Consider the following 16,017-nt stretch of genomic DNA (forward strand, 5'->3'; position numbering starts at 1 on the left):
GGTCTGTCACGTCATTCGCGCCAAGAGAAATAAGGTATTTGAAAGCATTGCTCAGGATAGCAAAGGCACCATGGTCTGATCGTTTAGATTTACACTGCATTTGATCGTCAATCACATAGGTGAAATTGTGGCGTTGAAGCTCACACACGTAGATGATCGAAAGCTGGTGACAGAAATGGCCTACACGCTCTTTCGCAAACTCTACGGTTACAGAAGTTACATAAACACAGCACTGTCAGGAGACTCATAGGGGAAACAATGTGAGAAGTGCAGGTCAAACAAGCGCTTTTGCGCTGAATGAAAATATAGAGGTTGGATAAATAATAAGTGAACTTTTATATTTACTTTGCACTAGATAACGATATATCGGTTAATACAATCATCAAATCCCAATAAAAAGCGCCTACTGGAGCGGAGTTTTTAGATTTTGTTGGTATTAGTCCAAAGCATTTAAGTAAACTTGTACGCTTGCAAAGCACTTTAACACTAATCGTAAAGACAGCCTCACTAACATCGCGTACAAAAGTAATTGCTAGTAGAATTTCACTTTAATAAGGACTTTAAAGCATTCATAAGAGTTAAATTCTCGAAATTTTTTCGATAACGAAAGCAGTTTCTTCGCGTTATTTTTAGATGCAGAAGGCAATCGCTGAGGTCTGCATTCGCCAATATAAATATGTTGCTATTTTCGCTTTGCACAACCAGATATTTACAGCCTGAAATCATGGCGAAATCTACTATACTGTAGCGAGCTCCATTTTGTCGGCCTTCATTTCGACACTTTAAGGATCATAAATTTGTTAATTTTTAGGGGACCAAATATGAAAGTCATCTGTTCATTGTTTTCAGCTGTTCTGTTTGCTATTACCACATCCGCACTTTCTTATGAAATAGGGAAAAAAGCAGTAAAGAACGAGTCCGCCCCCACCTTTGATACGGATAAATTAGGAATCGTCGGCATCGAATGGGAGCGGAACCACGAAAAAATGACTGTATTAGCTTTACAGTGTTTGGCCGAAGCAAATATCAATGAAACTGAAATCACCAATATGCCGAACGAATGCAATTCACAGATTTCAGAGAATAACAACATTGACATATATTCATCGCCCAATAAGTATCCGGAGGCGATTAGAGATTACTACCAACTGGTAAAGTCGATTAGATGGTCTGATGATCCGACACGGCAAGTGCAGAATAAGGATAGAACCGCAGCCAAATTTGCAGCTACCATAAAGCGTGTTTGTAACCGCAGACTGGATGATGACCCTGATAACAAGATTGATATTACAGATGACGGATTACTTTGTGCCAGTCATTTAGGGGAATTACAATTTTTACACTCCATGGCATCAGCTAACGGCATACCAAGCGAGAAGACTCTGAATAAGGTTATCGAATGGTCAAATTTTGCTTTCAATCTATCTCTTGGTTCAAGCGACCTTAGTCAACCGTATTGCGACCACTGGTCTAGTGGTGAATACCCAAATATTGAACCAGCGCTTGGGGTAGACAATGTAAGAGCAAAAGGCTGGTGTGAGGAAAGACCTATTAGTTTTTGGTCTCGTTTATTTAACACTGAGCTTTGGAATGGCAAACAAAAGACTTTCAAGGGATTCAGTGTTGCAACGACGTTCAACTTAGCGTGTGACGGAATGTTTATTTCCGCTAGCTGTACGGTTATTGAAAACGAAGATGAGGTTCGGATGGCTGCATTAGGGTCAGTCTTACATTTGATTCAAGATTCATATTCAAAAAGCCACACTGATAGAGGAGCCCCTGGAGTTTCACCTTCTGTTAAATGTGATCCAGTAAAGGCTTTTCGGAGTTACAAGGATCAGAACACACAAATTCATACGAAGTCGGACAAGTGGCCCAGTTTTGATTCAAACTGCCGCAATCGAGAAGAAGGAAACACAGTTGATCCAATTACGGCTTCTGCACAGATAATTTGGTTGCACGCGAACCCAAAGACGACAAATACAACTGTGACCACACTTATTAACTCTGTATATGGAGAAGTTCCAAAGGGCGTGTTGTCTACTGCTGGTGAAGGCTATTCAGCTGAATAATAGAAAGGAAAACGTTTACGCATTACTGACACATTCAATTTATAACTATTGAAACTACAAACCAAATCATAGAACAACTAGAGGTATCGGAGGATGTCAGCTTAACACCTTCGATGCCCTAAAACCTAAAAAACTTTATAAATCTCGCCAGAATAACACTTAATCATTAGAATTCATTTTTTGATTTATAAAAGTAAAACAAAGATAAGATAACCAACAAAATAGCAATACTAAAAAAGAGTTCATTAAACTCTCCGTCAATAAAACTAGCAATAAAAAACAATAAAGTAGCTAAAACAAACCCGATAACATTTGAACTTTTCATAAGCTAACCCCCATATTGCAAAAAATCCCACAGTTTGGGGTTCTAGGGATTTTCCCCTCGAAAGTAACATAGAACCCCTCTAATACTAATTAGCTGGTGGCATTACCTGTTAAAACATATACATATGCCAACAAAAAGTTATTACTTTCCAACATATCTTAGGGCCAATCTAAAGCTTTTAAAGTTGGCTGCGGGTCCATTCGGATCTGAACCACTGTGTTGTTCGCTTCCAAAGAAACCGCCATAGTATCCACCCCGCAAATAGATATCTTGACCAGAAAAGTCGTTGGTCATGGTAAAGTCGTAAATATAGCTATAAAGATCGTACAAACCATAAGCATTAGGTGGCGCTATTGTGCCAACTCTAAGCATATCATTGCTATGGGCTTGTGCTGGGGACATACCAGATAACTCCTTGCCTTGTTTGTTCAATGGCAGAGAGCCGGAATAATATTGTGTTGTAGTACCTGCACGGCAAGCATGGATCCATTCTTCTACACTTGGCAAAGAAACTTCCCAACCAGTGCCCACCAGATCACTATTCAATTTTGCAGCGAAGTCAACACACTCTTGACGAGTTACTTTATTCACTGGGTTATCATCAAGTTTAAACTCACTTGGTGTCGAACCTGTCACTCGCTGCCATTCTATTTGACTAATCTGAAATTTCCCTACGTAATAAGGTTCCAAGTGAGGACGGTGCTCACTTCCACTCATTAAAGGTGGCACCAACCGCATCAATGCTCTAACACCTAAGGTATTCAGGACTATTTCTAATGGGTAACCTGCATCAACATACTGTTTTTGTGTTAAATAGGCCTGTGCACTGCCGCTCGCTAATGTCACACCTTTACACAGTTGCTCAAAGCTTTCCAACTGTTTGACAGCAGATATTTTTATTTTGCTCTGACTGATTAGGTTATGTAAAGCCAGCTTACCCGCACTATCGGGTAATTCGACCCGAGTAAAATCAACCCACCCACCTTTTAATTCATAAGCAGATGATATTTTCAATCGCAATTCGCCATTATCAAGCAACTGAAATCTGGCTTCATTACTATTATCGCTATAGGATGCATTTTTAATAACCGTTTGGCAGCCTAGCTGTTTTACAAGCAAATTTGAGTCGATTAATTCTCCTCTAGGTGATGTAGTGATAAGAGAAGAATCCGAATAGTTACTACCTATGTAAATACGATAAATATTGCCATATAAACCGCCGTGCTGTTGTGGTGAATAATATTCGATGCCAATGATAGGTGTTTCTAAGTGTTCATTATCTACCCGGCGAAATAGTCCAGAGTCTGAAACTCCACAATGTCCTGCGGGACCTTGTTCTCCCTTCTCTCCCTTCTCTCCCTTCTCTCCCTTCTCTCCCTTCTCTCCCTTTTCACCATGCGCACCAGTATCTCCTTGTGCACCCGCCAGCCCTTTTAAGTTACCTTGTAATTGCCAACCAGCTGAAGTTTTTAAATAAAGATCGTTATTGATTTTGTCAAAACAGCTGTCATCTTCTTTACCTAGTTCCTTTGCAGGTTTTCCGTCGCTGAACAGAATATTACTACCAGCTTTAGGCTCGGTCTGATGGGGGAAAAATTCAGTCTTCAATTGAGCAAAACGGTCGTCTCTTGATAAACTAACGGCTTCTTCTGGCGCTTTTTTTTCAGCACCTAATAATATAATCTTCGGACAACTGGTTTGGCGATTATCACCAGAATTCTGCTCGTAACCATACTCTATATAAATTCTGCTGTTTTCTTCTGTCAAGTCATTAAGTGGAATACTAAACACACCATGTTCATCTGCTTCAATTTGAGTATTACCAAATTGCCCCTTACTTACTAGCGCTATTTGCCGGCCTTTAGAATCAATAGCTAAACCAGATGACAATGAGATATGAGTTTCATTAAAAGAAACTCCTAATCCAGATAACACTCCAGGGGTAAATAGTGCCCTAGTCTGTTGCTGACGTTGGTTGATATGGTATTGCTGTTCATGAGTTAAATCATTGGCGTCCAGCAACTCACCATTACGGTAAATCAATCGCTCTACTGTATTCTTATCAGTCATAATGGGTTCCTAGTCTTTTTTATTTGGACGTGTATTTATGCCAATGCGAGCTTGGCCTATCCGCCATTTACTATTTATATCAATTAGCTCTATGTTTTTAGTAATAGGTTGACCTATCAGCTCTGGATATGTGCTTATCTGTGTCTGTAACTCTATGGTTATAGGCTGTCCTTCTTGCAGCCAGTTCTGGTCAACAAGCTTCACTTTTGTTTGTGGGTCAACATATTTGTCAGAAAACAGAGTGTCCTCGTTTTCATTTAAGATTCGTAGGCTGTAAATAAGCTCTGCATCAATTTCATCCTCTTCGTTCTTTTCACCCTTTTCAATTTTTGACCAGCTGACCGCTAGACACTTGTCAGTATATTCAGCGTCGAGCTCAATTGTAGCCAACAAACTAAGGAGCTCTTTTTTGCTTTCTTCATAGATGCCCCTGGCCTCTTGGAAGTCTTTTTCAGCTTGTTCTTGTTCTTCAGACTTTTTACCACGAGGAATAAATAGTTCTAACAGACCAAGTGCGCTGCCAAAGCCTTTCATTGCACCAAACGCTAACCCCATTACAGTTATTAATGGCCATAGACCAAGTCCTCCACCGCCGCTTCCACCACCTCCTGTGCTACGAGCATTTCTCGCCTTATCCAGATCTTTTTTGTTCTTGGAATCTTTATCGGTGCGGCGTTTAGCTTCTTTTTTAGCTTCTTTTTCCAATGCTTTGTTTTTTGAGCCTCGGCACAGGAAACTTTCAACGGCTTTGTCAAAGGCTTTCATACCAGCAATGGCTGCTAGGAACTCGCCAAAGGCAACAGGGTCATCCATCAGGGTATTAATCATGTCTTTTACGCTGCCCAAAACGCTATCACTTATCGCTTTAAGCAGAGCGTTTATATTGGCACCTGTTGGAATATGAAATTCCAGATGGAAAGTAGGTAGAGCTGCAGTAAGAACTGGTCTTCTATCGATAAGAGGCGGGTTAACATAGATGGTATATTTTATGTCCAAACACAAAGGCACGTAATAACCTGACCTGCTATCCTCATCTTTTAACCTGGTAGGAAATTGCAGTTGAGTATCAACGTCAAACTCACCTTCTAATATGTCGCCCAGTAACTTCTTAATCGACTCACAGGTGGATTTGCCACTAAGGCTGAAATTGTCCATTTCCCGCATTAAATCCAGCGCTTCTATTATGGGCTCCATAGGCCAGTGAAGGATTTCAAAGCCTCTCTCTTCTGACCACTTAACTTCAAGGCTGGGATCTTTAATACCGATTAAGCTACCATCATAGGTAATGGCACCCTTGTAATATTCTCCCTGCTTTTCTCGATGCCAACCCAGTCCTCCTTGTTTAAAGGTCAGGCCAAGGAAATGGAAACCAAAACCAAGCTCTGCTGATTTTTCATCGGTTGTGGCGATGTAAGCCAGTGAGGGCCCTGTATCGACTTTTTCCTTTTCACCTGTATCTGTTGTTTTTTCGACTAGTTCTTTGCCAGTAAACTGGATCGGTCCCAAATCAATCGGCTTGGTTTTGCTACCTGTTATTTCTAAACCTTTGTCTTGTTTCAAACCAAGATCGGCATCAAATGCCACACCGAAAATATCGAAATGACCATTTAAATGGAAACCCGGTAAGTAAGTGTGTTCATTTAAGACTATTTTTTCTTCCGTGCCTTGGTAATAAATCTGACCGTCATAAAGTTCAAGAATTGGAATCTCTTTAATGTCTCCTAACAAGCCACCTAATACTTGGTCGAACAAAGCTATGATAGATAACCTGCCGTCCAGTTTCATAGCCACAACAGCGGCTTCAGAGTCTTTAAAGAGGATTTCTCCTTTGAGTATCAGATCTCCTAGTGATACTTCACCAGTCAGCGACAGCTCAGATATTTGTTCTTTCGCTGGGGTATCTTCAGTTGCTTTGGTTGCATAGACGCATAGGTAATGCACACTGGCCTTGTCAAAGTTAATACCCGGAATACCCAAAGGGCTTTCCATCAAGACAAACTCGGAATCAAACTTGGCTTGCGGCTCGGTCAACTCTAGTTTGCCGTCAAAGCCAACTTCCAACCCTTTGATTTTGCCTTCGCCTATAAATTCAGCTTTATCTTTTTCTGCTGGCGTATACCTAAAAGCGAATTGGTCAAATTTAATCAGACTGACTAGGGTGACATTTTCGATTTGAGCCTCAAATAGCGTTTTTTCCTGATCCTCTTCGTTGATCAGCGCATACAGCTTAATCTGGCCGTTTTCATCAGAGTCATTACCAAAGTCGATAAGTGCAGGCAGAGCGCTAAATAACGGTGTACCAAACTCCAGGCAGCCATATAAATTAAGACCTTGAGCAATTTTAACCTTAGATTTCTTTTTGGATTTTTCACCCGCTTTTGGCAAGAAAGGCTGAGGTATTAGATCTGTAATTGGTGATTTTTGTTTAAGCAGTTTAACCGCGGTATCTTCAGGAAATGAACTGACTGAAAAACACAGGTCGGAGATTTTTAGATAGTCTTCAATAACCTTTAACTGAGGCAACAAATCCCACAACGTTTTGCCTTTATTAAGACCCATAGCCAACAAATAGCCCCATTCTTCCGTTAGTTCTGGTTGACTTTCCTTGTCCTGCTCTTTTTTCTCTGTTTCTTGCTTTACCTTATGTTTTTGGAAAAGCGCACCTGTTGAAAATACTTCTGCTTTAGCGTTAAATTCCATGCATTTTTCAACAGCAGGTGTTCCAGTTTCTTGTTTCTCCGTTTGTTTTTCTAGATAATCCATTGACGCAGACTTGAGAGAAATATCAATGATATTCCCAACTGGCCAGTGAAGACCAAAGAACTCGGTAAAGTCATCAAGGCCTAGAGTCTGATCATCCTGCATTTTCCAATCGCCGTGGAGTAGCTCTTTTTGCTGTTCGTCTTCTTTTTCGGCTTCAAAGCTTAATGAGAACTGGGCTTTGCCGATCTCCAACTGACCCTTTATAGAACGTTTATAACGGTTTTCTTCTTCATCAACTCGCACGCAAGCTTCAATGACAACTGGAGTGTCCATAATGGATAGCGAAAGTTTTCCGCCAAACAACAGATGACTGGCGTCCGCATTAAATTCGATTAATAGGTCTTCAAGTATGGTGTTTTGTATAAAATCAGGAACTATGTTGCCAACATCAAACAGAGAAGCAAATTCTACAACTATGTTGCCTAATGGTATGGTTTGATTTTCTGCTGAACCACCTTTAAACAGCCAACCAGTATCTGTATCGTAAAAGGATTCAATAAAAAATTGGCATTGACAGAGTTCGAAGCTGCCCCTGGCATCCAGCCTGATTGTTGGTTGCTGTTTATTCAGGCGAAAAGAGAACTCTCTAATGGCAAGTTTATTCTGAATGATCCACCAGTCATTATTGGTTGCAACAAACTCGATTTTGTAATTTTCAGAGGCTGAATCAAGCTCGAAATAGAGTTTCTCTATATCCACACTCGGCACAGACTCTGGTAAAAATGGCAGAAAATATTCAAAGATTTCTGCTGTTTTTAGAGGTCCTTTCTGCAGAGCGCCTGAAAGGTAATATGAGTTGGCTTCCTGTTGCTTTGTAAATGAGGTTTTAAGTTTGATGACTCCGGATTGACCAATATTAAATAGCCCTTCAACAATTCCAGATACTGTTGTAGCCCCGCTTTTGTGATCAAGACCGCGATCAAGATGAAGCTGAACACTCAAATCTGATAATTCGATAAGATCTTGAATCAAGGTCCAAGTGACGTCGGAGGTTTTCGCCAAGTTTATGGTTAAGGCTTTAACGCTTGGTTCAGGGCTAAGGTCAACTCTAGCGGAAATGTTGTCAATATGAATATTCTGAGCAAAGGAAAACATATTAGCGGGTAAGGACAAGTCCTGATCCGCGGCAAAGTGCTCTAACTTCTGTAAGCCCGTTTGAAAAAGATCGTCAGGCTGAATGTCTAATTGTACTTCTTCTGTGCCAAATACCGTGAGCTCTATCGGAAGCTTGTTATCTTTATCGAACCTTACCAGCCCTTTAAAGGACATATAGGTTTGATTATGGAGCTGATAGTCACTGTTGTTAAAGTAAGAACGGCTATGCAGAGTGTAACCCAGGTTTTCTATGTTAAGAAAATCAAGGTTACATGCAGGGTTGATTTCGCCAATAAAGTCAAATACTGGCCCACCTGTTTCAAATTCAACTTGCCCTGCAAGCTGCTCGGTAACCGCAGGTAACAAAGGTTTTAGAGTTGATAACTCACTATCAAATTGCGGTTTGCCTCTAAAGTATAATCCTTCGCCTGTCATTCCAAGTCCATTATGGGTGGCGAAACGATATATAGGGCGATTAAAGCTTAATTCATCAACATTTTTGATGGTGGTAAATGAGTCAGTTAGATGCCAACAATTTTGCCCCTTTGCTGTTATAAACAGCCCAAGCTGCGGTTTTGCTTTCTGGTCTTGGTCTGGCTGACTATCAATAATAAAAAATCTTAATTCCAATGACAGATTATTAAAAACCTCTCCTTTGCCAACACCATCTACTACTACCGAAGTCATATCCAGCCAGGGAGGTTCAAGCTGATCTACGGCTATACAGCTGCTATATGGAAAGTATTTATCAACGAAACTATTTAGTTTGTTGCAGTCAAGTTCTACTCCTCGGCAAAAAGCTTCGCTGATTTGTAACTGACCTGACTGGATGCTCTGACTAATGTATTGTTTTAATTCAGCTAAACTCATAATGGACTCCCTTTATATTTTCCGAAAGCCCATAGGCAGTATATTCGAGCCTAAATTAAAGCAGTAATTTTGAGTTCCATGTTGCCCTGTTACATAAAGTGCATGTTTAATCCCATCGGTGCCACTTTTAGTAAATTTATATATTTTATTACCGGTTGTTGAACTTGATTCTGTACTTCCGTCGCTATGAAAAACATTATGTTTGGCCTCTCCTTTTGTAAGTTTTGATATTCCTTTTAATCTGTCGATTACGTCTTTTCTTGGCAAACCATGCGTATTTTTATAACCCGCGCTAATCACTATATATTTGGGGTTTAATTTGTTCAGATAGTCTGTAGTCGAAGAGGTATCGCTGCCATGATGGCCCGCTGTCATTAAAGTAAGATCTTTTAACAGGTTTTTATCTTTATATTGCTTCAAGATGAAGCCTTCAGTGAGCTTTGTTGCATCACCACTAATTAATATTTTGTCACTGCCGACTTCAAGCAAAGTGACAATACTGCCTCTGTTAGCATCAGTACTTTTGTCTCCACCGTCTACTTTTATTTTTTTTCCTTTGGTACTGTCTCCCCTGCCAACATCGCTGGCGACAATGGATACTGTTAAGGTTGATTCTTGTAATACAACGACTTGCCCGTCTGCACCTATGGTAAAACTGGATTTAGTGTCACTTTCGTTGTTTTGGACTGCCTCAAAAAAGTCGCATTTGGGTTTTAGCCAGGTATCTGTCGTTTTGTAGTAGATTAACACGTCACTATGAATAAGGGTGCCAAACTTGACCGTCTTTAATTTGTTGTCACTGAATATATCTTTCAACTTATTATGGTGATCTTCATCCCTGTGAGTCAGGATAAGATAATCTATTTTATTGCTGCCATTTAAGAATTGATTACTGGTTATTTCGTTAACAATACGGGCTTGATCGTAGGCCCCTGGTGAAAGTGTGCCATGCTCACCACAATCGATCATTATGGTTTTTCCTTTGGGCGTTCGAATTAAAGTGCAATCTCCCTGCCCCATATTAACAAAGGAAATATACATGGGGCCATCCGCACTGGGCACTATACTGCCATTTTTTAGTCCCTTATATAGATTTACATTTTCCTTGGTTTTTTCTTTTATTACAGCTAGCTCCCGTTTTATACCATCAAGATCATCATTCATTTTGATCCCTATTTTTTCCCAATTACTAAAAGGTATTTTTGGGATTCCATCAATTAAATTTTGATAAGCCTGAGCTGCATGCACTGTAGTAGGTGATAAGTCAATTGTGCTATTTGGTTTGTCGTTAAACTCGGTTTGCAATGCAACCATTTTGGCTTTTAATGTATCGAATGCTGTTTTGGTGGAATCTTCAAAATTATAGTCATAAGTTCTATGTATATTCTTATAAGTATCGACCTCATCCTGACCATAATTCTTTTCATCAAAAATATATTTACCAATATGATTCAAACAGTTAGCATATACTTTCACTTGTTTACTATAGTTACCTAGTTTGTTTTTCTTATCTGATATGGTTTCTTCCACATATTTTTCTCTAGTTGGCCCATCTGTGTTTATAACAATGCGATTAATCAGTTTGTCGATCTCTGTACCAAGAGCTATTGCTGTATTTACATTACCCACTACTATTTCCTGCTGTCTCTAGTTTGTAACTCCGGCATAAGCGATACCGGTTAATTCCGATATTTGTTTATGCCAAGTAGTTAAGTCGTCCATGGAAAATTTACTTAATGAATCGTGACCACAGGCTCTTGCCATAATTTGCATAAGGTGTGTACTGGCATAAAAGAAACTATCCAGATCATCCGCTCTATCAGCTATGTTCAGTTTATTAACCAGATTTTGATCCTGAGTAGCAATTCCTGCCGGGCAGTTACCTGAATTACAAATTCTTGCGCCAACACAACCGATTGCCTGCAGCACACTGTTTGATAAAGCAATACCATCCGCTCCTAGCGCCATAGCTTTGATAAAATCAGCCGGGACCCTTAGCCCACCTGTAATGATTAGGGTTACTGAATCTGAGGCTCCCTTTTTTATTCCCTGAGCATCAAGATAATTTCTTGCTCGGGCTAGCGCAGGAATAGTTGGAACAGAAATATGATCTCTAAATATATTGGGTGCAGACCCTGTACTGCCGCCCCGACCATCAAGGATGATGTAATCAGCAGTGGCATCCAAAGCAAACTGGATATCACGTTCAATATGGTTTGCGCTAATTTTGAAACCAATGGGCACGCCATCCAGCCCTTCCCTTATCAGGTCAGCAAAGTCTTTGAATTCATCCGGACTTGTAAAGTCCTCGTAGGTAGGAGGAGAGATTGCTGTTTGGCCTTCTGTAATATGACGCACCTCAGCAATCTCCTTCGTAACTTTAGCGCCTGGCAAATGACCGCCAGTACCCGTTTTTGCGGCTTGCCCGCCTTTAAAGTGGAAGGCTTTAACTTTGCCGTTATATTTTTCAAAAAACTCTGCTTCTTTACCTGGCTTAATACCGTTTCGAGCAGTCCCCATTTCAAACAGGTAACGATTATTGGCGGCCAGTTCCTCTGCCAGTATTCCTCCTTCGCCAGAGCAAATGCCAGTACCTGCGTAGTTTGCACCTTTAGCTAATGCTACTTTTGCGTTTTTTGATAAGGCACCATAACTCATGTCTGAAACAAACATGGGTATATCCAACACTAAAGGACTTTTAGCTCTGGGACCAATAACCAGCTGAGTATTGACAGTTTCCCCGTCAAATAAAGGTTTTTTTGCTAGTTGAGCTGTTAATAATTGAATATCATCCCACTTGGGTAAGGTGTTTTTGGGCACTCCCATTGAAGTGTTGGGGCCATGATTGATATGTTCTGGCTCATCTGTCGCAAGATCTCGACCGAGTTCAATCAGTTCTATTATGTCAGCTCGTTTATCTTCAATACTGTTTTTGATCTGTCTTTTTAATTCGGTATCCATATCTTTACCCCTTTATTTTGCACGCAAGTATTCTGTTAGAACGGCTTTTACATCATCGGGAAACTGCCCACTTGGCGGCATAGGGTTGACGGTTTCATATAAACGGTTAATGATCCGATCACGATTTTCGAGCCGCTTAAAGTCGGTTTCCGTGACCAATCTAGGTGAAGCCATATCGCTGGTATGGCAGAAGCTACAATGGTCCTGGAGATATTTAAGCGGTTGTTCTTTTACCCTGGTCATAGTCCAGTGTTCGTCCCATGAACAGTTATTGTCTTTCGCAGAACAACCTTTGATGTGTTTTATCGCCTTGATATAACGAGCGATGCTTTGTTTCTCGCGCTCGGCGTTTCGTTCAGCCACTGAATCGTACCCAAGCCTAAGCGGCAGTAACCCATCGGTTAGTACTTTCTTGTCGTGAAAGCCTTCGTTTCTCAATGACTTGGAAACATTACTTAAGTAAAGTTTTGAGCGAATGTGATACTTTTTAACATCATCAGGGTTTAGCTGCCCAAGTACAAAGCCTGCGTGCACAAATCGATCACCGTAGTCAGCGTTACCGATGGCATGACAAACGGTACAAGGCTTGGCTTCCTCGTCCATTAATCGCATCGGGTGATTCCATTTAGCCGCCATCAAGTTGTTATAATACTTATCTCCGATGTCAAAACCTTCAGATTGAGCTAACTCATTTATATAAGCTGCAAGCTCTCCTTTCTGATCAAACGGTGATATAGGATCGTACAACATACCGGGTCGACGCTTTGGGATAACACTTTCACACTTGGTATTTAGGCGCTCGCGACGAGGCATATTTTCCCTAGCCACTTCACATTCCTTTATGCTGTTGTAATGCTGAGAGCAGGATTGAGTTTTAGGATCGACAGCACAAGCAACGGGCTCTGTAAAAGGAAAACGTACAAATGGTCCCTGAGAATGACAGCCGACACAACCACCAACAGGTAATGACCAATGTTTGACCGACTCGGGATCAAAGTCGGTAAAGTTTGGCGGTGGAATTTCCTTACCAGTAACCAGAGGAATAGCCGCTATATTTTCAATTTTTGTACTGCTTTCCTCCGTTTGTTCATTCACAGAAGTTAAGATCCATTTCCCCTTAACTTCCGCTTCTAATGTTGGCTGACCAGCAAAAAAACAGGTTTTCCCAGTATCTCTGTTGTAACCTATCATGCCAAGCTCATTATAAAGATGTGGGTCATCCATTATTTTGTTGTTTTTTCTACATATATAAACCCAATCAACTTTATTACCATTAGCCAATACATTATTAATGTATTTAATTCTGTCACCAGGAACACAGCCAACATTTTTCATATCGCGAAATATAGCACTGGGCTTATCACAAGTTGTAACATCAGCAAAACCACTACTATTAAAACTGACTTGCTCACTTCCACTACCAAACCTTGGAATACTTGCTGGTATGTTGCGGCGGTTCAGAGAAACAACTGAACCGTCTGCCATAGTCCTGGTCATAGGGATCGGCTGAGCCAACGTGCAGTCAACCTGTTCAACAGGGATTTGACCAAGCTCTTCTTCACAAATTTCAAAGTATTTTTTATTAATCAAAACTTCGATAGTGGTTGGTTCTGGTCGCCTTTTGGTTATAGGGTCACCCTGCCCCGAATATATATACCCATCAGGTAATTGTTGAGTACTGTTAGCCTCTTTTGCAACGGCGAAAGAGCTAAGACATGAGAGAAATAAAATAACTTGGACTACATTTACCATAACAAACCGCCCCTGATTAACTGCCAACGTACTGTTGACCGCAATGACTAACAAATATATAAAAAAATTAACACAAGGCCGTTCATGATGATATTACATAGTATTACATTCAAGCTGACTTGAAATTCGTTGGGAGAGCCGCAATTATCTTGTTTTGCTTGATTGACTTTGCAGAAGATAACCCCCCATTTTAGTTATATCAGGACTTCCAAACTTGAATATCGATATATAGCTAGATGGGGTTCGATGTTACTTTAGAAGGGAAAATCCCTAGACTTCCATTTTGATGCGATAAAAGGCACCTTTTTCGACGTGTATCAAAGGTAAACGCCTCCGAATTACCCCGCTCCAAGATAAGCTTCGCCAAAACCCAACCTAGTTTGTGAGTACACTCGACTTATAAACTAACGTGCTGATCAGCCTTATAAGGTGGCATGTTAATGACGGTGAAGAAGTCTTTGTCGTGTTAGATGGTGTTGTTGACATGTTTTATAAAGAGAATGGTATTGAGCAATCAGCCCTGTTGCAAATTGGTGATATTTTTTATGCATCAATAGGCACTGAGCATGTTGCTCATCCTCGTGGAGCGCCGAGAATTTTGGTCATAGAATCAGAGGGAAGTGTATAAAAACTAGTGTAAGCATGATCCACTACCCTTATTTATACAAACAAAGAAATGGTTTAGATGAACGAACTAATGTAGGGTTTGTTCAGATGAGTTGGTTAAGATAAACGCTAACTTTTCTATATTAGCTTTTGATTCATTCCTTGAACTTTGCAACTAAGGTAAGCAAATTTAAAGCGGGATTAAAGGCAGATACATGCCTTGTCATTTGCTTTAATGTTGAAGTTTATGAGTCTTAAGACTGTCTATTGATGAAACGTTCAGCACGCGCAAAGAGCTTGTCACATTCATCTTTTTGCTCGCTATATTCGACCGAATCTTCCGTAAGAGCATCAAGCACTTCTTTTGCTTGACGATATTCACCTACCACTTGTTCAAGTTTACCTTCAAAATCCTCTTTCCGTGTTTTTTTACTACTTTATCTTCTTGGTCTAGCCATAACTCACTTCTCTTTAAATCAAAGCCCCAATAATTTCTTTCGCTCTCGTTCAGACAGAATATCTTCGATTTTTCTTCTTACAACGTGAATATTATTTGACTTACTTTTATCAAGAGCCGCGTCTTCGCCACTCTTTTTTTTCGACTGCTTTTTCAATTTAAAATCCTACCTCTCAAAACAAAATAATATGAACGAAAACGCATAAAACTCCCTTTCTATGTGAGTTAAAAAACGCACATCGATTAAATGGAGTTTTATGAAATTATGGTGTTAATATTGAAATGGACTTTTACTTTGAGAGATGGATATTGACTGGAAGTCCTCTCCAGTCTATTCGCCACTTATACTAAAGTAACGTTAGCAGCATTTGGACCTTTAGCCCCCTGCTCAACATCAAAGGCCACTTTTTGACCTTCATTCAGTGTTTTAAAGCCTTCGCTTACAATTGATTTAAAGTGAACAAAAACATCTGGACTACCATTTTCAGGTGTAATAAAACCAAACCCCTTTAACTCATTAAACCATTTTACTGAACCTAAAATCTTGTTAGACATATATACCTCGATATATTAAAAAATATTAGTTACTAAGTATGTAATAAAGGAAAAGATATCGCAGAGCATATATGACGAACTGGTTCGAAAGGAAACTGAGAAGAACTTGAACTAAATGTTACATTAATAGGTAACTTATTGAGTCACCCACTATACACGAAATATGACTAATAGATATAAGTTTCTTTTTTATTTTATTTATTCAATAAAATCAACAGCAAAACCGTCAGCATTACACCCTCGACTATAGATACTTACTACACCTCACTCAAATACTGGATCATCCGTCCTGAGTGTTTCTCTTCTTTAAAGTCACAACTGATTAAACGATTTTGAACAAAGTTATCTGTTAAGCAGCGGGTGTCGTGGATATCGCCGCTTGCTAATCGTGATGGGTGATGAGATGGACGCTCCCAAATCGGCGTCAATGCGCCAAACTGATAGTTGCAAACACAGTTATTAGGAGAGTCCATCATGAATAACGTTAGCAC

Annotated in this window: 9 protein-coding genes and 1 pseudogene; 2 read left to right on the top strand and 8 right to left on the bottom strand. The window is 40.1% G+C overall.

The window, feature by feature from the left end; translation table 11 throughout:
* Positions 1-821 precede the first annotated feature (821 nt).
* Positions 822-2,072: a hypothetical protein gene (locus MHN32_RS13830; RefSeq protein ID WP_102058314.1), complete on the top strand. Its 1,251-nt coding sequence runs from the start codon at positions 822-824 to the stop codon at positions 2,070-2,072.
* Positions 2,073-2,538: 466 nt separating this feature from the next.
* Here MHN32_RS13830 and MHN32_RS23755 read toward each other — a convergent pair whose 3' ends face one another.
* The 5 genes from MHN32_RS23755 to MHN32_RS13855 are packed head-to-tail and all read right to left on the bottom strand — an operon-like array spanning position 2,539 to position 13,908.
* On the bottom strand, positions 2,539-4,467 hold the full coding sequence (locus tag MHN32_RS23755; protein WP_275440400.1) for an SUMF1/EgtB/PvdO family nonheme iron enzyme: 1,929 nt from the start codon (positions 4,465-4,467) through the stop codon (positions 2,539-2,541).
* A 9-nt stretch (positions 4,468-4,476) separates the two neighbouring features.
* On the bottom strand, positions 4,477-9,195 hold the full coding sequence (locus MHN32_RS13840) for a hypothetical protein (protein ID WP_239422083.1): 4,719 nt from the start codon (positions 9,193-9,195) through the stop codon (positions 4,477-4,479).
* Positions 9,196-9,207: 12 nt separating this feature from the next.
* On the bottom strand, positions 9,208-10,824 hold the full coding sequence (locus MHN32_RS23865; RefSeq protein WP_239422085.1) for an MBL fold metallo-hydrolase: 1,617 nt from the start codon (positions 10,822-10,824) through the stop codon (positions 9,208-9,210).
* Positions 10,825-10,842: 18 nt separating this feature from the next.
* On the bottom strand, positions 10,843-12,156 hold the full coding sequence (locus MHN32_RS13850; protein WP_010603843.1) for an FMN-binding glutamate synthase family protein: 1,314 nt from the start codon (positions 12,154-12,156) through the stop codon (positions 10,843-10,845).
* A gap of 12 nt (positions 12,157-12,168) precedes the next feature.
* Complete coding sequence (locus tag MHN32_RS13855; protein WP_239422087.1) at positions 12,169-13,908, bottom strand: hypothetical protein; 1,740 nt, start codon at positions 13,906-13,908, stop codon at positions 12,169-12,171.
* Positions 13,909-14,317: 409 nt separating this feature from the next.
* On the opposite strand from MHN32_RS13855, the gene MHN32_RS13860 reads away from it, so the two are divergent.
* Positions 14,318-14,536, top strand: coding sequence for a hypothetical protein (locus MHN32_RS13860; protein WP_217448625.1), 219 nt, complete (start codon positions 14,318-14,320; stop codon positions 14,534-14,536).
* Between the two features lie 232 nt (positions 14,537-14,768).
* On the opposite strand, the gene MHN32_RS23765 is transcribed toward MHN32_RS13860, so the two are convergent.
* From MHN32_RS23765 to MHN32_RS13870, 3 genes and pseudogenes are all read right to left on the bottom strand, one after another.
* Positions 14,769-14,903, bottom strand: a complete 135-nt coding sequence (locus MHN32_RS23765; RefSeq protein ID WP_275440401.1) for a hypothetical protein — start codon at positions 14,901-14,903, stop codon at positions 14,769-14,771.
* A gap of 410 nt (positions 14,904-15,313) precedes the next feature.
* Positions 15,314-15,526: a cold-shock protein gene (locus tag MHN32_RS13865; protein WP_010375758.1), complete on the bottom strand. Its 213-nt coding sequence runs from the start codon at positions 15,524-15,526 to the stop codon at positions 15,314-15,316.
* Positions 15,527-15,783: 257 nt separating this feature from the next.
* Positions 15,784-16,017 (bottom strand): annotated as a pseudogene (locus MHN32_RS13870) (hypothetical protein); the annotation flags it as partial.

The organism is Pseudoalteromonas sp. Of11M-6, from assembly GCF_022347905.1.
Taxonomy (GTDB): domain Bacteria; phylum Pseudomonadota; class Gammaproteobacteria; order Enterobacterales; family Alteromonadaceae; genus Pseudoalteromonas.